The sequence below is a fragment of the Brasilonema angustatum genome (genome assembly GCF_059505445.1).
Genome location: NZ_JCACKO010000133.1, coordinates 51673 through 73171 on the forward strand (window position 1 = coordinate 51673; position 21499 = coordinate 73171).

The 21499-nt window shown below is 41.7% G+C and carries 14 protein-coding genes; 7 read left to right on the plus strand and 7 right to left on the minus strand.

Annotated elements, in window-relative coordinates; genetic code table 11:
• Positions 1-93 precede the first annotated feature (93 nt).
• Positions 94-1206, plus strand: a complete 1113-nt coding sequence (locus tag AC5JM2_RS23690; RefSeq protein ID WP_495837339.1) for a D-alanine--D-alanine ligase family protein — start codon at positions 94-96, stop codon at positions 1204-1206.
• Between the two features lie 161 nt (positions 1207-1367).
• Positions 1368-2030: a hypothetical protein gene (locus tag AC5JM2_RS23695; RefSeq protein WP_495837276.1), complete on the plus strand. Its 663-nt coding sequence runs from the start codon at positions 1368-1370 to the stop codon at positions 2028-2030.
• Between the two features lie 283 nt (positions 2031-2313).
• Here the strand turns inward: AC5JM2_RS23695 and AC5JM2_RS23700 are convergent, their stop codons facing one another.
• Both AC5JM2_RS23700 and AC5JM2_RS23705 read right to left on the minus strand, forming a co-directional pair.
• Positions 2314-2457, minus strand: a complete 144-nt coding sequence (locus AC5JM2_RS23700) for a hypothetical protein (RefSeq protein WP_495837277.1) — start codon at positions 2455-2457, stop codon at positions 2314-2316.
• 32 nt (positions 2458-2489) lie between these two features.
• Complete coding sequence (locus AC5JM2_RS23705) at positions 2490-2771, minus strand: hypothetical protein (protein WP_495837278.1); 282 nt, start codon at positions 2769-2771, stop codon at positions 2490-2492.
• A 1783-nt stretch (positions 2772-4554) separates the two neighbouring features.
• Here AC5JM2_RS23705 and AC5JM2_RS23710 point away from each other — a divergent pair.
• The gene (locus AC5JM2_RS23710; protein ID WP_495837279.1) at positions 4555-6048 is read left to right on the plus strand and encodes a UDP-N-acetylmuramoyl-L-alanyl-D-glutamate--2,6-diaminopimelate ligase; all 1494 of its coding nucleotides are present in this window, start codon (positions 4555-4557) and stop codon (positions 6046-6048) included.
• Between the two features lie 72 nt (positions 6049-6120).
• Here AC5JM2_RS23710 and AC5JM2_RS23715 read toward each other — a convergent pair whose 3' ends face one another.
• Complete coding sequence (locus tag AC5JM2_RS23715; protein WP_495837280.1) at positions 6121-7338, minus strand: FG-GAP repeat domain-containing protein; 1218 nt, start codon at positions 7336-7338, stop codon at positions 6121-6123.
• A gap of 455 nt (positions 7339-7793) precedes the next feature.
• The gene (locus tag AC5JM2_RS23720) at positions 7794-9044 is read right to left on the minus strand and encodes an FG-GAP repeat domain-containing protein (RefSeq protein ID WP_495837281.1); all 1251 of its coding nucleotides are present in this window, start codon (positions 9042-9044) and stop codon (positions 7794-7796) included.
• A gap of 1286 nt (positions 9045-10330) precedes the next feature.
• Here AC5JM2_RS23720 and AC5JM2_RS23725 point away from each other — a divergent pair.
• The 4 genes from AC5JM2_RS23725 to AC5JM2_RS23740 all read left to right on the plus strand — a co-directional run bounded on the left by AC5JM2_RS23725 (position 10331) and on the right by AC5JM2_RS23740 (position 18133).
• The gene (locus AC5JM2_RS23725; RefSeq protein WP_495837282.1) at positions 10331-10498 is read left to right on the plus strand and encodes a hypothetical protein; all 168 of its coding nucleotides are present in this window, start codon (positions 10331-10333) and stop codon (positions 10496-10498) included.
• A gap of 163 nt (positions 10499-10661) precedes the next feature.
• Complete coding sequence (locus AC5JM2_RS23730) at positions 10662-15296, plus strand: nSTAND1 domain-containing NTPase (protein ID WP_495837283.1); 4635 nt, start codon at positions 10662-10664, stop codon at positions 15294-15296.
• Positions 15297-15470: 174 nt separating this feature from the next.
• Entirely contained in the window at positions 15471-16949 is a 1479-nt protein-coding gene (locus AC5JM2_RS23735) for a hypothetical protein (RefSeq protein ID WP_495837284.1), read from the plus strand.
• Positions 16950-17011: 62 nt separating this feature from the next.
• Entirely contained in the window at positions 17012-18133 is a 1122-nt protein-coding gene (locus AC5JM2_RS23740) for a DUF1822 family protein (protein WP_495837285.1), read from the plus strand.
• 46 nt (positions 18134-18179) lie between these two features.
• On the opposite strand, the gene AC5JM2_RS23745 is transcribed toward AC5JM2_RS23740, so the two are convergent.
• From AC5JM2_RS23745 to AC5JM2_RS23755, 3 genes are read right to left on the minus strand one after another with little or no spacing between them, the layout of a single operon-like run.
• Positions 18180-19064, minus strand: coding sequence for a sugar phosphate nucleotidyltransferase (locus AC5JM2_RS23745; RefSeq protein WP_495837286.1), 885 nt, complete (start codon positions 19062-19064; stop codon positions 18180-18182).
• A 57-nt stretch (positions 19065-19121) separates the two neighbouring features.
• Complete coding sequence (locus AC5JM2_RS23750) at positions 19122-20132, minus strand: ferredoxin family protein (protein ID WP_495837287.1); 1011 nt, start codon at positions 20130-20132, stop codon at positions 19122-19124.
• A gap of 51 nt (positions 20133-20183) precedes the next feature.
• Positions 20184-21482, minus strand: coding sequence for an MFS transporter (locus AC5JM2_RS23755; protein ID WP_495837288.1), 1299 nt, complete (start codon positions 21480-21482; stop codon positions 20184-20186).
• Between the last annotated feature and the right edge of the window lie 17 nt (positions 21483-21499).

Consider the following 21499-nt stretch of genomic DNA (forward strand, 5'->3'; position numbering starts at 1 on the left):
TTGTGTCTGTGATGGCTCAGTCAAGAAAAATAGAGCAACTTTGCCAAGTTGTGCTACGCTATCTGAATTTGAGGCGTGACAGAGGTATTTCCGATGACAAAGCTGCGGGTGGGATTGCTTTTTGGTGGTCGTTCGGGAGAACATGAAGTTTCTATAAGTTCAGCGCGGGCGATCGCCAGAGCTTTAACGACAGAGCAAAATACTGATAAGTATGAAATCTTGCCTTTCTACATCCAGAAAGATGGACGTTGGCTAGCAGGGGATGTGCCGCAACAAGTTTTGGAATCCGGAACACCGCTGCAATTGCCAAGTACACCTAATGATCAATTATCAGTTGCCAAAAATCAAGTTCTGGGCCGTTGGCAATCTCCTTCCCAAGTTGCAGAAGTAGACGTTTGGTTTCCCATTCTCCACGGTCCCAACGGTGAAGATGGCACAATACAAGGGTTACTCACCTTAATGCAGGTTCCCTTTGTTGGTTCTGGAGTGTTGGGTTCGGCGGTGGGAATGGATAAAATTGCCATGAAAACAGCCTTTGCCCAAGCGGGATTGCCGCAGGTAAAATACAAAGCGTTAAATAGAGCGCAAATTTGGTCGAATCCTTGTGTTTTCCCCAAACTGTGTGACGAAATTGAGGCGACTTTGGGTTATCCGTGCTTTGTCAAACCTGCTAATTTAGGTTCATCGGTCGGTATTGCCAAAGTGCGAACAAGACCAGAATTAGAAGCAGCATTAGATAACGCCGCCAGCTACGACCGAAGGATAATCGTTGAAGCTGGAGTTGTCGTACGAGAATTAGAGTGTGCCGTTTTAGGAAATGATAGTCCGAAAGCTTCAGTTATGGGTGAAATTACTTACGCAAGCGATTATTACGATTACGATACTAAATACACAGAAGGAAAAGCAGGTTTACTGATTCCAGCACCTGTACCGGAAGCTGTCACTCGTCAAATTCAGGAAATGGCAATGCGCGCCTTTATTGCTGTTGACGCTGCTGGATTGGCAAGAGTAGATTTTTTCTACGTCGAAGCTACAGGAGAAGTTTTCATTAACGAAATCAACACATTACCAGGCTTTACAGCAACAAGTATGTACCCTTTACTTTGGGCGCATAGCGGTGTTTCTTTCCCCCAATTAGTTGATAGATTAATCCAACTGGCTCTCGAAAGACATTCTGCTTCCTCAACAACGCAAGAGGAAAACTGATTTCCCGCCCTCTAGCAAAAAGTATTAATAAATACAAATAGCGTAGAAACAAATATCAGATTAAGTTACTAGTATTTTAAGAAACTATACTGAAACTACATGAGTTTCTACGGATACATCCTGGTTAACCCTTCAGTATAATCTAAAACTGGAGGGTTAAAATGAGCAAAGCAACTATGGAAAATAGCCAGAGTATACAGCAGCAGTCATCGCAATCAAAAGCACCTATACCCAAGTCGGGGAAGAAAGTTCCACCAACGACAGGGAATAAAAATTTCCTGATAAATCTGCTTGTACGTCATACTTGGCTATTGCCAGCAGGGTTGTTATTGATTTCTCTAGGTAGTACTGCTGCTGCCTTGTACAGCTTGGGCTATGTGGGGCATATGCAACCAGAGGAAGCAGAAATCGCCCAAGCTGAAATTATCAAACCAATTAAAGCACCCTCCAAAGCAATCAACCCTACACCTTTATGGATGGTGGCTGCTATTGCTCTGAGTTGTGGTAGTGGTACCTTAATAATATTCCTACTGCTAAACCGTCGGGCACAGCCTCAAGAAGTCACAAATAACATTAACCGCTATCAAAAACGCTTAGCAAAACGTCGTCCAGCATCAAAACCCCGTCCCAAGAAGAACGTACCAGCTTTTGTGCCATCAAAACCAAGGACGCCTGTTGTCGCAATGCCCAAGCGAACAGAAACTGTAGTCACAGTTTTACCACCAGAACAAAATGTCTCGCCGAGTCAGGGTAAAGAATCTCTGGCAAATATATTGGATATGCGCAAACATACTCCATTGTCAACCATTATACGTAAAGATTAATATAGCAGGGAACGCTTAACAGGGAACAGGGAACACAACGACCACGCTCAATGCATCGCTCTTAACAGACTTGAAAGTCTCTTGGTGACCATGTTTTCTCATTAGTTCGTGTCCTAATCTACCTGGCGACTGCTATACATAAAAATTAGCACAATTCACTAAACCGTATTGAAGTTTGAAATTTCTAGACTTCATCTGCTGTGCTTAGCAGTGAAAGATTGTGTTTCAAAAAAAGTCGCATTTTTGATTGCCAATAACATTTTTGCTAAGTGTTTACAAAGCATCAGGTAGCTACATAACCGCCATCTACAACCAAAGACTGACTCACGGTTTCTTCGCCTTCAGAGTCACGACGAGCCGCAACGACAACTTTTGCGCCTGCTTTACCAAAGGCGATCAGCAATGCTTCGGCTCCCTGCTGGAGCATCGCCGTCGCCCGACCGATTCCAGAACTTCCACCTATAATAATTGCAACTTTGCCTTCAAACTCTGGAGAAACACAGGGGTGTAAGGGTGTAAGGGGAGCCAGTGCGTTGGGCGGGTTTCCCGACTTGAAGCACCTGGCGTTGTAGGGGTGTAAGGGAGCCAGTACTTGATGAGGGTCTCCCGACCTAGGTATCTGGTGAGACCAGCGCGAATGACGGCTTTCCCTCCCGCAGCGCTGGTCTCACCGTAAGGCGTGGCGTTAGCCATAGGGCGAACCCGGAGGGTGCTAGATATCAGTTCAAATTGACCTGCCATAATTTATCCTGCAAAGACATACCAGACGCCAAGAAACAGAGATGCTTTTATTATGGGTGACTTGGCGGACATCATATCATTGGGGAATCAGCAAGAGCGCTTACACTCACCAACTGGCATACTTTAGGTGTGTAATCAAACTCTAACTTTCAGACAACACATGAAATTATAAATTACTACGGATTAAGGGGTATGACCCATCATTTATTTATAGAATCATAAGGGGTCTAACCCATCATTTATTCATACGAAATCAGGGGTCTAACCCCACACTAATTTGTGACAGAAAGAAGCACAAAAGTAGACTTGAGAGCCTTGTGAAGGACGATTTTTGTACTTTCCTCAAGTTAAGCTATACTCATAGTGATTCAGCCACAAAAGTGAGGAACTATCTGGACTGATTACTAATTTATGTTGTGTTAGGTAGTTTGCAAAAAAAATAAAAAAATTGCCAAAGTGGCAACCAAGCTATGAGTGAATCGATTAAATTAAAGAAGGTAAACGACTTCAAGGGTTTTGTTATCAGGGTGTATCACATACCATAAAGTGTGATACATCTTTCACAAAAATTACCCAAGAAACAGAAAGTATATCCTCAAATGATCTACTGACTAGTTGTTGAGAGAAATCAATATGAATAATCAAGTTTACATTTACCGCGCCAGGAATATTCAGCCCGTACAGGCATTGTCCTTGACCTGCACATTAGCCCCCTAAATCACTGGCAGTGTCTGTACATATTCCTGTCTCTTCAGCGGTAAATGGTAAGTGGGAGCTTTGATAGCGTTTGGTATGCTTGCTCCCACTCTTTTTTTTTACTTAACTTGACTAATATGAAATAAAGAATTTTTCAAAGATAAAATCTAAAATTGTGTTGTTATTGATGAGCTTTCAAAAAATAAAAAAACTGCCAAAGTGGCAACCAAGCTATGAGTAAATCGATTAAATTAAAGAAGGTAAACGACTTCAAGGGTGTTGTTATCAGGGTGTATCACATACCATAAAGTGTGATACACCTTCTACCAAAAATCACCAAAGAAATAGAAAGTATATCACAAAATGATCTACTGACTAGTTGTTGAGAAAAATCAATATGAATAATCAAGTTTACATTTGCCGCACCAGGAATATTTAGCCCGTACAGGCATTGTCTTTAACCTGCACATTAGCCCCCTAAATCACTGGCAGTGTCTGTACATATTCCTGTCTCTTCAGCGGTAAATGGTAAGTGGGAGCTTTAATGGCGTTTGGTATGCCTGCTCCCACTTTTTTTTTAATAGCAGATAAGCCAAGTACAGTTAATCGAAAAGTTTTTTCCAATTGATCGAATAAGAGAACAGCGATTATTGGGAACAGGAAATTCTGTAAGCAGCGTCGAAGTGAGCCGAAGTGTTAAAGGGCAAGGATTAAAGTTCGTGGGAAGCACCTTTACCCCTTCACCGAACCGTATTGCCCGCACAACTATTAAGTGGTAAGTTTTGGGTGGGGGTTTAAATTTTTATGGGGATTCAAACGGAAGCATGAAAGCTCCGAAGTTTGATTGTCAAGAAATTGAATGAATTGACAATCAAACGTTATTTATGTCGAAAATGAAATGCGCGGAGGGTAAATTCGTTGGAATTCCTGGGACGCAAGAATCTGCGTGTCAAAAGAGCGCAGAGTGTCAACCAAAAACTCCTGTTGCCCGTTGCCTATTCCCAATTCAATTAACTCAAAGTATTTGTATAAACAGAAAACATAGTGCAAAATAAGCAAAATCAGAATGTGTGACGAGGTTCACAAAATGAAACTGCGGGAGTTACTAGCGACTGTAGATGATGTTGTGCAGTTACCACAACATCCAGCAATGGATGCCGAAATCAAGAATTTAAAGACAAATTCCCATGCTTGCGTTGCGGGAGATTTGTTTATTGGGATGCCTGGAACACGAGTTGATGGTGGAGACTTTTGGCAAAGTGCGATCGCCGCTGGTGCTGTAGCTGCAATTATTTCTCCTCAAGCAGCACAGAAACATCCACCGACACCATCTGCTTGTGTGATCAGCACTGATAACATCACAAAAGCCTGTGCCCAATTAGCAGCGACTTTCTACGACTATCCTGGACAAAAACTCAAACTTGTAGGTGTGACGGGCACAAATGGTAAAACCACAACCACCCACCTGATTGAGTATTTTCTGCATCAAGCAAATCTGCCAACAGCTTTAATGGGGACTCTCTACACTCGTTGGCATGGTTTTGTCCAAACTGCTGCTTATACAACACCGTTTGCAGTGGAACTGCAACAGCAGCTAGCGACGGCTTTTGATGCTGGGAATGAGTACGGAGTGATGGAAGTGAGTTCCCACGCTTTGGCGCAGGGTCGAATTTTGGGTTGTCAGTTCGAGGTAGGGGTGTTTAGCAATCTTACCCAAGACCATCTGGACTTTCACCTTGATATGGAAGATTATTTTACAGCAAAAGCACTGCTGTTTAGTCCTCAATATCTTAAGGGACGGGCAATCATTAACGCTGATGACTCCTACGGCAAGCGGTTAATAGCATCCTTAAACGCAGAGAAAGTCTGGAGTTATAGTGTTAATGATTCTACAGCTGATTTGTGGATGAGTAACCTGAGTTATGAACCGAATGGTGTCAGTGGTACATTGCATACACCAAAAGGTGAGGTTGCTTTTCGTTCACCGCTTGTTGGTCAATATAACCTAGAAAATTTACTGGCAGCAGTAGGAGCAGTTTTACACTTGGGGTTAGATTTACAGTTAGTCGCATCTGTTATACCTGAGTTTCCCGGAGTTCCGGGACGGATGGAAAGAGTACAAATTCTTCCGGAGCAAGATATCAGTGTTATTGTGGATTATGCCCACACACCAGATAGTTTGGAGAATTTGCTCAAAGCAACGCGAGCGTTTATTCCAGGGAAAATGATTTGCGTGTTTGGGTGTGGAGGCGATCGCGATCGCACCAAACGCCCGAAAATGGGTAAAATAGCTGCTCAATTAGCAGATGTCGCTGTAGTGACATCCGATAATCCCCGTACTGAAGACCCAGAAAGGATTTTGCAGGATATTTTAGAAGGAATTCCAGAAACAGTAAAGCCGATAGTGATGGGCGATCGCGCAACCGCCATTCGTACTGCCATATTGCAAGCACAACCTGGAGACGGCGTTTTACTTGCCGGAAAAGGTCACGAAGACTACCAAATTCTTGGAACAGAAAAAATCCATTTTGATGATCGAGAACACGCACGAGAAGCCTTAGAAGAAAGGATGAAAAGATAAAAAAACATGCACGCAGATGATAACTCGATCATCTACGTGTACATTGTTTATAATCTGCATCACCACAAATTTCTAGAAAACAGACCACTCTACCGGAACAGCATCTGTAGAAGATGCAGAAACTGTAGTACCATTCATCTGCCAGATACTATTCTCACCAGTGTCGTATCTACGCCAAAAGATGTCACTCTTGCCATCACCATTGTAATCGCCAATGCTGGGTTGCCAAGCTGGATCAGTTGCGGGCAGAAAAGCTGCAGTCTCAACGGATGTGCCATCCATCAACCAAGCAGTGTTTTCACCAGTTTGAGCATTATGCCAGAAGATGTCACTCTTGCCGTCACCGTTGAAATCACCAATACTAGATTTCCAGGAAGAATCTTTCTTGTCCAGAGAACCTGAGCTGACGAAAATACCATTCATCAGCCAAACAGCATTTTCATCCGTTTGATTATTGTGCCAGAGCAAGTCGGTTTTACCATCACCGTTAAAATCGCCAAGGCTATAATTCCAAGACGGATCTACTTTCGATAGAGAATATTCTGATGTGTCGGTACCATTTACAAACCAAATAGCATTTTCTCCCGTTGTTTGATTACGCCAAAAGATGTCGCTTTTGCCATTACCATCGAAATCAACAATACTGTAAGACCATTGTGAATCAGTTTTGGGCAAAAAAGCTGCACTGGTTACTGTTGTGCCATCCATCAGCCAAGTGGCATTTTCACCAGTTTTGGAATTGCGCCAGAAAATATCGCTTCTACCATCGCCATTAAAATCAGCAATGCTAGCAGTCCACGATGGATCGACTTTCTCCAAATTAACCGCAGAAGCTATTTTTGTGCCATCCATCAGCCAAATGGAGTTCTCACCCGTAGTCTTATTGTGCCAAAAGATGTCAGTTTTGCCATCACGGTTAAAATCGGCATAAGCAAAGTCCCAAGATGAGTCTACCTTCGGTAAGGATCCGGCTGTCGGCTTTGAGCCATCCATAAGCCAAACAGCAGTTTCACCTGTTTGAGAATTGCGCCACAATCTGTCAGTTTTGCCATCACCGTTAAAATCGGCAACAATTCCCGTACTACTGAACAAACGATTAGGATTAGAATTTGTTTTTGTAGTGACAGTATCTACAGGCTGCATCGAATCTTCTAGCAGTGATGGCAAAGAAGAGCGTCCAATGCCTATAACAGAATTCAAACCATCCGTGTTTATAAAATTATCGGAGGTTGGGAGAGATTGGAGTGCACTAGTACTTTTAGAAGAGTCCAAGATCCCAGATGCAAACATAATGTTTGTTTATGACTAGTGTTCATTATTTTTTTAACTGTTTTTTTTGCATGTTTCTGTTAAGACATAACATCTGTTATTTTTGTTATTTGTGATCAAACTGTATTTGCTAATAACAAATATGTTGTTAATAACACAGATGAGCGTAGTAGTTATCAATTGCGTGTAATATAGCCTCGAATTAAATAGCTATCATCGGCTACAGTGAGCATGCCAGAAAACCAGACATATTTATACAGAAGATGCATTCTACTACTTCTATATAAAGTTGCTATAGCAGTCTTAAATCCTGAGCCGCTACGGGCACGCACTCGCGTGTGTCAACAACAAAATTCCCGACTTTTATAAGAAGTCGGGAATCTGAACATTTCAGTTAAATCTCAAATAATTTGTCATTGATGACTTGCAAGAACAAATCAATTACGAATCACAAATTACGAATTATACAAAAATTCTTAGGCAGTCTGCCACGCTTTGTCAACTGTCGGTAGAGCAGATTCAGTAGGGGTAGAACCATTCATCTGCCAAACCTTGTTCTCACCTGTTTGGTAATTGCGCCAGAAGATATCAGTCTTGCCATCTCCATCAACATCGCTAATACTTGGTTTCCAAGCTGCACTTTGTGTCGGTAAAGCAGTGTCACTGACAACATTTGCACCATCCATGGTCCAAATCTTGCTCTCACCTGTCTGCTGATTAGACCAAAGCAGATCTGTCTTACCATTACCATCAAAATCACCAACACTGGATGTCCAACCTGCACTTTGTGTCGGTAAGGCAGTCTGAGAAACAACGTTTGAGCCATCCATTAGCCAGGTAGAGTTCTCACCTGTTTTATCATTACGCCAGAGGATGTCGGTTTTACCATCACCATTGAAATCTGCAAGACTAGGCTGCCAATCTGTACCAAGGGTTGGCAATGCAGTTTTAGTAACGGTGTTACCATTGGTTATCCAAAGAGTGTTTTCACCTGTTGTTTTATCACGCCATAAGGTGTCAGTTTTACCATCACCGTTGAAATCACCAATAGTCCCTGTCCAGTTTGGATTAACCGCCTCCAAAGCAGACGAAGCCAGAACCTGTGTTCCATCCATCAGCCATACAGCATTCTCACCGGTTTTTGTATTGTGCCATCCAAGGTCGGTTTTGCCGTCACCATTGAACTCACCAGGACTGAAAGTCCAGTCTGTAGGGACATTCGCCACAGCTGCCTCTGAGGCAATATTTGTGCCATCCATCAGCCAAATGGTGTTATCACCCGTTTTGGTATTGCGCCAGATGACGTCAGTTTTGCCGTCACCGTTGAAATCTGCAAATTTAGCGTCCCAATCTGAACTCATTGTTTTCAACGCAGCCTGAGAGGCAACATTTGTACCATCCATTAGCCAGATAGCGTTTTCACCAGTTTGAGGGTTACGCCAAAACTTGTCCTTCTTTCCATCACCATTAAAATCAGGAAAAATTGCTGCGCTTGTAAATATGGGATTAGGATTAGGATTAGGATTAGCAATATTCGGAAGGGTTATTGCTGTATCATAAGACTCTTGATCTGCATCTAATAAAGATTGTGAAGAGGCACTCAGGCTCGAAGTATTATTTAAAAGACCATCTTTCTCAAAACTATTTGTGGGTTGAATATTTAATGCCCTAGAAGAATTTGCCGCTCCTAAAGTTGAAGAGCTTAAGGTATTTTGAGATTCCAACATGGTGTTTATCTATCACTAGTGTTGATCAATGTTTTAACGCCTTTTTTGATTTCGTTTTGTCATCATTTAACAAAAATGATGTTTTAATTCTGTTTCTTTCATACTTTGTTGAATCCGTGCTTATTATAAGAAAATACGACATTCAAACTGTTATTGAATAACAGTTTGAATATTTGATAAAATAGTTATAGCAATCCGTGCAGGAGTTGTGAAATTACTCGTTGAGGTAGGGAACGCTTAACGCTTAACAGGGAAGAAGAATCTACAAATTTACTTTGTTTTTTCACAAATGAAATAGGACTGCTATATTAGCCCTGAATCACTACTTATGAGTTTTTTCGGTAAATACATCAATACAGTTCAGTTAAGTAGGTGGGTGGAAAAATTTATAAGTATCTAACGAAAAATTAACCAGAGCAATTAGAGTTAAATTTAAGACGTTGCGTAATGTAGGAGTCAAAAGCGCACCTAAGCCATAAACTATTTAAGACGTTGCGTAATGTAGGAGTCAAAAGCGCACCTAAGCCATAAACTTTAGTGCCGTACTCTGTTGCTAATGCACACCATACACAGATTTTATGTTTCAATACGGTTCAGTTAAGGGTAATTTTAGGTTGGTTTGAGGCTTTGCGAAACCCAACAAATGCTTGAAGGGGAGTTCCCCCCGTTGTAGCACGTGCCGTTCCATTTTAATGGACTTTACCTATTAGCCTGGGACTTATACCCTTTCACAAAAATCTTGATACATTTGACTCCCCCTACTTCCCCCTTCGGGTTCCCGATAGCCTTTTGCCGTGGCGGAGCGCCATAGGGCGTTGGAAACCCTACCAAGAGCGCTGTCTCACCTACTCCCCCACTTACCCGCGTTTGTTCTAACTTTAAAGTGAAACGGTATTACAGTCCTAGGCGGACAAAACGGAGTGAAATAAAATGTAATACTTTTGACATTTTTGACCAGGTGCAAGATATAAATTGACCTACTACGCACTGGTGAAGTTGTATTATGAAAAGTTTTATCAAGGAGAAAAAATGAAATCATAATATGTTATTATTTCGTTACTATAGAATTCCTATTTGATTTTTGAACGGAATTCAGTACAGTTTATGTTAAGCGTTCGGGTGTTCCCTATTAAGCTTTCCCTGTTAAGCGTTAAGCGCGATGCACTGAGCTTGGTCGTTGTGTTCCCTACCTCTACTTTGTCAATTCACACTCATCAAACCGGATTCCTATAGTAGGAATAATAACTGTATCCGCTAACTATGCAGAGACACATAATTTATTGCTCTTGCAAAATACACCTCGAACCGTCAAAACTATTAAACAGAATCAGATACAAGCTCGAATACCACCTAATCGCGGGGTTCCAACTCGTCGTGAGAGTAGTGATGCTCGCAGCATCAAGCAGGCTGAATTTAATATAAATCAGCAACAATTAATAGCAGCGGATAAATAGAAAAGCAGGGTTGCATGCTACCTTAAAAAAAGACAAGGATAAAAAAAGTAATAGTATTTTCTGCAGTTTGTTAATCTTTTTTTGTTTTTAATTATTGATTTTAGGATTTTTTTTAGAACAAAAATAGTCATGCTTTAAGTCAACTAATTTAGGCTGGTTGTTTATGGAAATATGGGTAAACTTGGAGTTTGGTGACGGAAACTTTGAGTGCGGGTTTGGTAATCTCAATCTTGAGGTGATGATCGCAAACGCACAGCGTAACATCACACAACTAGAAGTACAATTACCCCCAAATCCGGAAATTCCAGTTTCCTATCAACGTTGGAAAGAGCAATACTACTTGTTACTACAGCATTCTAGAGGTGGTTTTAAAAAGAACCAAGTTACTCATATTTCCAATACAGATTGTTACGATTCTGCCCAGCGTTTATGTAGTCACCTTCATCAGTGGCTTTACCCTATTCAATCAGAATTAAAACAAGCATTGCCAAAACACCCCCAGCCAGAAATTCGTTTGGTTATCAACACACAGAAAGTTGGCTCACAGACAACCAAGGATATTTTACATCGACTGCCTTGGCAGGAATGGGATTTTTTGGCTCAAAATTTCTCTTGTGAAGCGGCTGTTCGTTTTCACTCGTGTGTTGCAAGTTCTACCACGTCTAAAAAATCATCGACTGCTAGTAAAATTAGAAGAGCTAGAATTCTCAGTATTTTTGGAGATAGTACAAACATTGATACTAATGTAGATAAGGAATTGCTCCAAAAATTGCACAAACGAGCAGCGGAACTTATTGTTCTTACTGAACCAAATCGTTCAGAATTTAACGCCCTCTGGGAAGAACCTTGCGATATTCTGTTTTTTGGCGGTCATAGTGAAACTCAAGCTGATGGTCAAATAGGTGTCATCAATATTAATCCTAATGATAGTTTAAGTTTAGCAGAAATCAAAAGAACCCTCTCGACAGCAATTAACAAAGGTTTAAAATTAGCCATCTTCAATTCTTGTAATGGTTTAGGTTTAGCAAGGCAATTAGCTTCTTTAAATCTTCCCTACATTATTGTCTGGCGCGAAGAAGTACCAGATAAATTAGCACAAAAGTTTCTCCAATATTTTTTAAGCTCTTTTTCTCAAGGGGAATCTTTATTTAATTCCGTCCGCCAAGCCAGAGATAAACTCTCTGAACTTGCAGATGAGCGAGATATTGCAAAGCAGCTACCAGGAGTAAACTGGTTGCCAATTATCTGTCAAAATACCACTGAACCGCCACCGAGTTGGGAAGATTTAGGAGGACTTTCTGGTGAACTTCCTGAATGTCCTTATCACGGTTTATCTGCGTTTGGGGAGAAAGACGCAGACTTCTTTTTTGGTAGGGAGAAATTTATTGCTTCTTTAGTGGAAGCAGTAAACAGCAAACCGCTAGTTCCTGTAGTTGGTGCTTCTGGGAGTGGAAAGTCTTCTGTAGTGTTTGCAGGGTTGATTAAGCGTTTAAGATGTGTTGAAAATGTGGGGATAGTCAGTTTTCGTCCGGGGAAAAATCCGTTTGATTCTTTGGCGATCGCCCTAAACAAATATTGCCAGTCTTCAGTACAACGACAACCAAAAGTATCAGGAGAAGCTAATAGTAGGTTAGCAGAATTAGAATTTGAAGTAAACCTGCGACATGATGAGACAGCATTATGCAATTTTCTCGAAAATATCATTCACTCCTCAGGGTATCAGCGTTTGGTGTTAGTGGCAGATCAGTTTGAAGAACTTTACACTCTTGCTACCCAGGAAGAACGTGACAGTTTTTTGAATGTACTACTTTTGGCTGTAAAATCTGTTCGAGCGTTGACGCTGGTATTGACGCTGCGAGCAGATTTTTTGGGAATTGTGCTTGATTATCAACCAATGGGGAAGGCTTTGCAAAAATACACTCCATTGTTATTGACTCCAATGGACAAAGAGGAATTGCGAGATGCAATTGAAAAACCTGCTTTAAAAATGAAGGTGGAATTGGAGGAGGGGTTAACAAGTAAACTTATTAATAGTGTGGGCGAATGCCCCGGTCGTTTACCTCTTTTAGAATTTGCTTTAACTCAGCTTTGGTCAAAACAGAAAAATTGGTATCTGACTCACAAGGCTTATGAAGAAATTGGCGGTTTAGAAAAAGCTTTAGCAAAACACGCTGATGAAGTTTTAAAAAACCTATCTGAGGAAGAGAAACAACAAGCGCAAAGAGTTTTTATTCAGTTAGTGCGTCCAGGGGAAGGGACGGAAGACACTAGGCGTGTGGCGACTCGCAACGAAGTGGGGAATGAAAATTGGGGTTTGGTGCAACGTTTAGCTGATGCGCGTTTGCTGGTGACTGGGTGGGATGAAACTGAGCAAATAGAAACAGTAGAAATTGTCCATGAAGCGTTGATTCGGGAATGGGGAAATCTGCGTGGGTGGGTGAACGCTAACCGTGAGTTTCGTATTTGGCAAGAAAGACTCAAGCAAGAAATACGTGACTGGGAAAATAGCAATCAAAACCCAGAAGCCTTATTACAACGAACGCAGCTAGCAGTAGCAGAAGATTGGTACAAACAACGGAGAGACGAACTAACACCACGAGCACGACGCTTTATTAACGCTAGCATTAAATGGCGCAAACAAGAGCAGCAAAAACAGAGGCGCAGACGACAGCTAACTGTTTTTGGGCTTACTGGTGGTTTGGTGGTAACCTTAATACTAGCTGGGGCAGCTTGGTGGCAATGGCAGAATTCAGCCAAGAGTGAAATCAAAGCGATTAGTGAATCCTCAGCAGCCCTGTTTGCTTCAAATCAAAAGTTGGACGCGCTTAAAGAAGCAATTAGGGCGAGGCGAAAACTACAAAAGTTAGTAGCGGTAGACGCCGACACTCAGAATAAGGTTGAATCGGTGCTGCGGCAGGTAGTTTATGGGGCGATTGAGTACAACCGCTTGTTAGGGCACAACGGTGAAGTTAAAAGTGCAGTTTTCAGCCCAGATGGTAACATAATCGCCTCGACGAGTGACGACAGTAGCATTAAACTATGGAGCAAAGATGGCACATTGCTGAGAACCTTAGAGGGGCATGGGGCTACGGTTTACAAAGTTGCAATAAGCCCGGACGGTCAGACTCTAGCTTCAGCAAGTGCAGACAAGACTATTAAATTATGGAAGCGTGACGGCACGTTGATAACTACTCTTAAGGGACATGAAGCTGGGGTTTTAAACGTTGCCTTCAGCCCTGACGGTAAGACAATTGCTTCGGCAAGTGACGACAGTAGTGTCAAACTCTGGAGAGTGTCGGGCAAGGTATCTGCCTTATTGACTACCTTAAAAGGACATGGATCTTCAGTTCAGGCAGTTACTTTTAGCCCCGACGGAAGTACCATCGCCTCGGCTAGTAAAGACAGCACCATCAAACTATGGAACAAAAACGGCACGTTGCTGACCACGCTTGCTGGGCATAAAAGTATAGTTTGGGATGTTGCAATAAGCCCTGACGGTAAGACTCTAGCTTCGGCTAGTGGGGACAGCACTGTCAAATTGTGGAACAAGGACGGCACGTTGTTAAAAACTCTTGAAGGACATCAAGGTTCAGTTTCGAGTATTGCTTTCAGCCCTGATGGTAAGACAATTGCTTCGGGAAGTTGGGATGATACTATTAAACTGTGGAACAAAAACGGTGAGTTGTTAACTACGCTTAATGGACATAGCGATAGAGTGTGGGGAGTCGCTTTTAATCCTGACAGCAAAATTCTAGTTTCGGTCAGTGGGGACAAGACTATCAAACTCTGGAAACTAGATAGCGCGTTGCTGACTACCTTCAGAGGTCATAGTGCAGCAGTTATCGGAGTTGCAATCAGTCCTAACGGTAAGGCAATTGCCTCGGCAAGTGATGATGGAACGGTTAAACTCTGGAAGCAGGATAACATTTTACCTGTGACGCTGGATCACAAAAATGCAGTTTATGGAGTAGCTTTCAGTCCTGATAGTAATACAATCGCGTCGGTGGGCTTGGACAGTCCAGTCAAATTGTGGAATAAAAACGGCACTTTGCTAAATACTTTTAAGGGACACAAAGCTGGGGATTGGGGAGTTGGTTTTAGCCCCGATGGGAACACTATCGCTTCAGCGGGTTGGGAGAGCACGGTGAAACTGTGGAACAAAAACGGCACTTTGCTGAAAACTCTTGAGGGGCATCTACAACCGATTTGGGATGTTACTTTTAGCCCTGACGGTGAGATGATTGCCTCAGCAAGTGCAGACAAAACGGTGAAACTGTGGGACAAAAATGGTACATTGCTGAAAACTCTTGAAGGGCACAAAGCTGGAGTTTGGGGAGTTGCAATCAGCCCCGACGGCAATACAATCGCCTCGGCAAGTGAGGACAAGACGGTGAAACTCTGGAAGCCAGACGGCACTTTGCTGACTACTCTTGAAGGACATGGGGCTACGGTTTTTGGAGTTGCAATCAGCCCTGACGGCAAGATGATTGCTTCGGCGAGTGCAGACAACACGGTGAAACTCTGGAAAATGGAGACAGGCAAGTTACCTGTTTTACTGGTTACTCTCAATGGACATAACAAAAGGGTTTGGGGAGTTGCTTTCAGCCCTGACGGTAAAAAGCTCGCTTCGGCAAGTGACGACAAGACAGTGATTTTGTGGAATTTGGATCAAGTCGTTGATTTAGATAAGGTAATGGCGTATGGTTGCGACTGGGTGCGTGATTATCTGAAGAATAATCGTGATGTTAGTGAGAGCGATCGCACTTTATGTGACGGTATCGGCACTCAGAAACGTTAACCAATATCTTGCACTAGTCGCCGACTCTCGCCAAGGGTTATAAATATAGCTGCATATCTTCCCAAAATAAAAACCTATATGTAAATATAGCCCCCAGAAGATGAATCAAAAAATAGTCTCTGGTGCTGCTTCGTAGTATCGTGTTTTACCAGGCGTTAAGTAATTTAAATTACTATGGCATCACCAACTAAATATTGGCAAATGCAGATACTTCCTATAGGGGAAGATGTTCATCTAAAACACCACAGGGAAATCTCTAAAGCTAAGGAGTTTTTTAAAACACAATTCCCTCATTTCAGCACTAAACCCACGCTATCGACAGAAGAAAATAAACAAGTTCAAACAGTTTTGTGGAACATTTTTCGTTTAGATGACGACATTTACCAACGTGCGATCGCCGGACTTTGTCTACGCTGCTATGTTTCACACAAAATTCTCATCACCTGCAAAACCATCCCTCACATCTACAACGTCAGTGCAGAAAATCTTTTTAAGTACACGGATTTACTTCCCTTCGTTTTAAACGACGATGGTAAAGCACTGGTGGTTTTAGATAGTGAGGGTAAAACTCAACATATCTTGAATAACCATGATGGCACAACTCGACCCATTGCAAAAGGCGGAAAATTTTTTAGCGTTGACATTTTGCGCAGCTTTAATCCCAACTTAGGTTCTAACGAAAGCTTAGATAATTGGATTCACAGACTCACCCGTCAAAATGAAGACATCAAGTCATTTTTGTGGGAGTTTGGGTTAGCGACTCCTAGTGATTGGGGACTACTATGTAAATCTATAACCCGTTCTTTGTCTGGGCTTCTTTTAACAGAAGACTATGAAATTGTAAATGCTTTTAAAACAGTGTACCAACGAGACAGACTAAAAACACGCCAAAAAGGACGCTGTTCTGAACCAACAGCAAGCCAACTGCAAGAAATGCAGTATTTGTTGCAGCAAAAAAATATTATGATTTCTCATAATACATTAATTTATCATCTCAAACGCATAGCAGAAATCTTGCGTCAAGACTGGCTTTACAAAAAAACAGGTAGTACCAAAACTGTACCTATGGAAGTGTATGATAATTCAACCAATGATTATTTTCCTAATCCAGAATTACCTTATCACACAGACCGTGAGCCAGAAGACGTAGAATTAGAAAAATTACAAGAAATCTGTAAAGACTTGTTTGAACAAGTGTTATCTCAAACAATCAAAGAGGTGATTCACCAGCGGATTGAAGATTTGAAAAAAAGTAGAGGTTACAAAAATTTTGCTCAACGATTACCAGAAGGCTTGCGACTTTATTACCAAGAGAGTATATCCTTAAGTGAAATTGGTAAACATTGGGGAATCGAATGGAGTAAAGCCAGACGTATTATGCAGTTAGAAAATTTTTTGGAAATTGTCCAGTATCGAACAGAGGAGATTTTTTTAGAGAAACTTTTACAATCGCTGAATCAATCTCAGTCAACAAGAATTTCTCAGGAACCTGAATATCTAAAAAATCTTGTTGCAGAAATTAGAGATTTTGCCTGGAATCAAACATTCAAACAGGCAAAAGCAGAATTACTTAGTGGTAAAAAACAAAGTAAAAATAGCTTATTCGCTAAAAAAATCTGCGTTTATCTTAGTGATTCATCCTACGCAGCATAAACCAGATATATGCTAACAAATATACATTGCTTTTTCATGAGATAATCAATGGGGGAGAAAAGATGAATATATCTGAAAAATCTATACTTAAAACACAAAATAGGAGAATAATATTTTCCCCAAAAGTTGTTTTGCTAGAAGCAGATTTTTTTGAGGAAGCACAAGTCATCAGCGAGAATCATTTTAACCAATTCGGCGATATAAGCCAATGGAAATTTTATTTAAACGCATTAGCACGACTTGGGTTTGAAAATTACCTGAAAGAACGAAATCCAAATCTCAAAATTAATCAAGACAGTGGTGCTAATCTAATTGATGAATTTTGTTATCTCAATCTTGGTGAATTTCGGCTTTGCTTAATTATCATAGATAATCTGATTGATGATTTTGTCACTGTACCAGAAGAAGTCATCACTTCACCAAAAAGGGTTGCTCACTTCTATGTATTGTTGGAAATTTTAGAAGAGGAAGAACAATTAAATATTCATGGTTTTTTGCGTTACGACGAACTCGTAAAATATTGCCAATCAATTAATTTGGAGCCAAAATCTGATAGTTATTATCAGCTACCGCTTTCTTGGTTTGATTCTGAAATAAACAATCTCTTGTTATACTCACGTTTCTTGTCACCAACTGCTATTCCTTTACCATCAGTAGTTGAAGTCAATAATACAGCGACACAAAATCTAACTCAGGCTACAAGCATTCCTACTAAAGTAGTAGTTAACCTAACCAATTGGTGGCTTGAAGTTTTTGAAGAGGGTTGGCAATCTACCAAAAATATTCTGAAAATGCTTGATAATAACTATGTTTGGGGTTATGCAAGAAGTCACTCAATAGCTGATCATTATTCTGGGGCGAAAAAATTAGATTTTGGACTACTACTAAATGGTCAAACCTTAGCTTTAATTCTCAATCTAAAACGGTTGGAAAATAATGAAGTCGATGTGCTTGTACAGGTTATTCATTGCTATGAGGAACATCGCAATGAGGAATCTCTACCGCCTGGTTTGAAGCTGAAAGTGACTCTTAATCCCAACACATCTGAGTCAGAAAGTCAGGAAGTCACTGCGAGGGAAGCTGATAAAGTCATTCAGTTAGAATTTAGTGAAGCCTCAGGCAAACTATTTAAGGTTGAAGTCAGTTTCAACAATCTTGTGGTTACTGAGGATTTTTTGTTGTAAATTTCATCACTGGTGTTTCGCCTAAAGTAGGCGAATCGCCAAATATCTAAATTCTAAAATCAATGATTGTCTGCCGATACGCATCTGGCAATCCCGTGTCAAAGCACTTTCCTTTGATAACATATCCTGTCATTCCCTCTTGTTGACGCACTTTATCCAGACAGGATGTTAACTGAAATTCCCCTCTTTCCCGAAAATTTTGATGAATATGTTCTTCCAAAAAGTCAAATATTTTAGGTGTCAGTACATACAACCCAAAGATACAGAGAAACTCATCATCTGTCATTCCCTCTACACGCAGATGTTGACGGGCATAATCAATAGAAGGTTTTTCATAAACTTGGGTTAGTGAAAGCAGGGAGTTAAATAAGTGCCAAACTCCTGTCACACAGCCAGCTTTATGGATAATGTCTGCTGGCATAACTGTCAACCCAACAACGCTTTGATTGACTTGTTTGTAAACATCTAGAACTTGACTTGTGCAAGATTTTTCAGCATCTGATGAGTAAATATGGTCACCTAACATCAGCAAAAATGGCTCATCTTTCACCCATTTCTTAGCACAAAAAACGGCATGACCATAGCCTTCTTGTTCTTCCTGCGTCAAAATTGTGATTCTGCTGCCTAATTCTTGAAGATATTTGCTGTATTCTTGATTTTGGGGTGAAAGTTTGTCGAAAAGTTCTTTTTTAGGTGGACTTTTAAAAAACTCTGCAAAAATTTCTTTATCTGGTGGTTGCACCACAATCCCAACTTCTTCGATTCTTGCACTCATAGCTTCTTCAACAATCGCCAGAATCACAGGTTTTGCCCTGCCATCTTTATCGATAATGGGGAAAAGTTCTTTTTTTACGACTTTAGTCGCTGGAAACAACCGAGTCCCAAAACCAGCGGCTGGAATCACGGCTTTTCTTACTTTATTTTGTTGCATAAATCGTCAGTTTTAAAGATTGCATCTGTGGAAAATTATATTCAATTTGGCGCAGAGCTACCTCACTTTGACCAAACGACTGACGCGATACTGCTTCACCTCTTCTAAGGGTTGCTTATCCCCTGAATTCCAAGCTGTCATGACAGAACCGTTTACTTCCACTCTAGCTTCATAAGCACCTTTAATACTTCCATCTTCTGCCGAGAAATTAATGCGTACTTCAGCCCACTCTTCATCTGCTTCATCTATTGCTATTACTTGACCAGCTTTGTGATAATTGAGCCAGTCCCAACCCTCTTGCATCCAAATCTCCCGTTCCACGATTTGCTCAAACTTTGATAAACCAGCCCAACCTCGGTAGAACGGGTATAGCCCTGTGACAGAACCATTGCGCCAAACCAAGAGTTCCAATATTTCTGGCTGCAAATGACCCCAGTACTGTCCATAAGGCAAGTCAATGAGGGTAGGTGCGAACTGGTGTCCTCCGAAATGGCTGCATCGCCACACACGCAGTTTTCCATTAGAAGTAGTAGCAAACTCAGAACGCAACTTACGATAAATAGGATAACCAAACCTGGCACAGGCAACATCAACATTACCATCAGTACAGACCATTAACTCACGAATCTGACTGGATTGTTGCTGATACTGCTCCCAATCAGGCAGCACAGTTGGCGAGTGAAGCAATGTTTCCAATAACGCCATCACAAAAGAGCCAACTTCAGAATCAGGGATGAGAAACTCATACTTTTCAAACTTCGCAAAAAGCTTTGTGGGTCGGCGGTAATACATCACGCGAGTATAACCAGGACGAGAGTATTCCCTATCTGGGACGAGCAACTGACCTCGAATCTTGATCCCATGCTCAACAATTAGCTTTTCGATGAGAGCGATCGCCCTCGCGAGCAAGGGATTTTCCTGCAAATATTTTTCAGTCCAAGGAAGTCCTATCTCCATCGCCACCCAGTGTTCGTAAGTGGATGCCGAGCCAATCGGATCTTCGCCATTAGCTTTAGAGACAATACAGCAGAAACGGCAATTATTGTCCAGGGAATTTTGGGTAACCATGTTCACTTCCGAATGAAAGGATTCAAAGCTCGTTTGATACGCCGCCACCAACTATTCAGCACTGGGATCATAGTCTGGCAAGATGATTTCCACATCACGCAGTGTGCGGAAGGCGTATCCACTTAAACCAACAACTAATAAACCGAGTGAAGAGATAACATACAACACTGCCATGCCCGCGCCTTTTCCCGTGCCAAATATCCAACCCAAGATCGGTGCCAGACTCCCGCCAGACATCATTGCCGGTTCAAAAACGTAGTCGGCTAGTGGCCCAGCTATCAAGTATGCTACTGTTGAAGCAACTCGCTCAACTAGGGAGTGGGTAGATAAAACACGCCCCTGCACGTTAGGTCTTACCTTCCTCAGCCATATAGCCTCATCGGCACTGCCAAGTATTGGAAAATTGAGAGATGAACAGAATTGGGCAGGAAACCAAATCAACGGTACTCTCCCCAGACCAAACAGTGTTTGGCTCAAGCCAGCACCCACCATACTCAGCAGCACTCCATGTATTCGACGCTTGAAACCACCCCAAGTGCTGACGAGCAAGGCTCCAATAATGCCGCCCAACCCTGCTGCTGAAGCTACAGTACCTAATACTTTGGCATCATTACCACTGCGTGCCAAAATCAGAGGAGAGGAAAGTGAATTGCCAAGATTATAGGTAAACCAAAACAGCGACATCAATGCTAGCATAGCAAGCAGACTGGGGCGTGCGGTAATATAGTGCCAGCCAAAGTAAAGCTCCTGCTTCAGGTTTGTGTGACTTTGCGTTTCTGCTTGTGCAATAGTAGGTTGTGGGATACGTACTAGTAGCAGTGTGCTGACAGCAATCACAAAAGTCGTGATATCGATAATTAAAATACCAGCAAGACCAATGACTACGTAGAGAACACCTGCCAATGCTGGTGCAATGATAGCAGAGCTGGAATCTGCCAGGAAGGCAATGCTGCTAGCGCGACTATACTGCTGTTTGGGCACGATCATTGATACTGATGCCAAGTACGCCAGTTCTTGAATTTGCACAAATGTGCCCTGAACTGCTACAGCCAAGTATAAATGCCATAATTGTAAATTATGACTTAAGTAAAGTAGTAAGACAGTGATGGTCAACAACCCGCTGACCGTGTCGCCAAGCATCATTAAGTATTTACGGTTCCAGCGATCCACAATCACCCCAGCTATGGGAGTGATTAAGACTTGCGGCACTTGCGTAAATAAACCAAACAATGAAAGTGCTGTAGCTTGACCTGTTAGTTCCCACACCCAGAGAGTGAAAGCAAATGCGGTCATGCTACTACCAATTATGGAAACAGCCTGACCAAGCCAGATAATAATGAAAGTACGCACTTATATAATTTTGGATT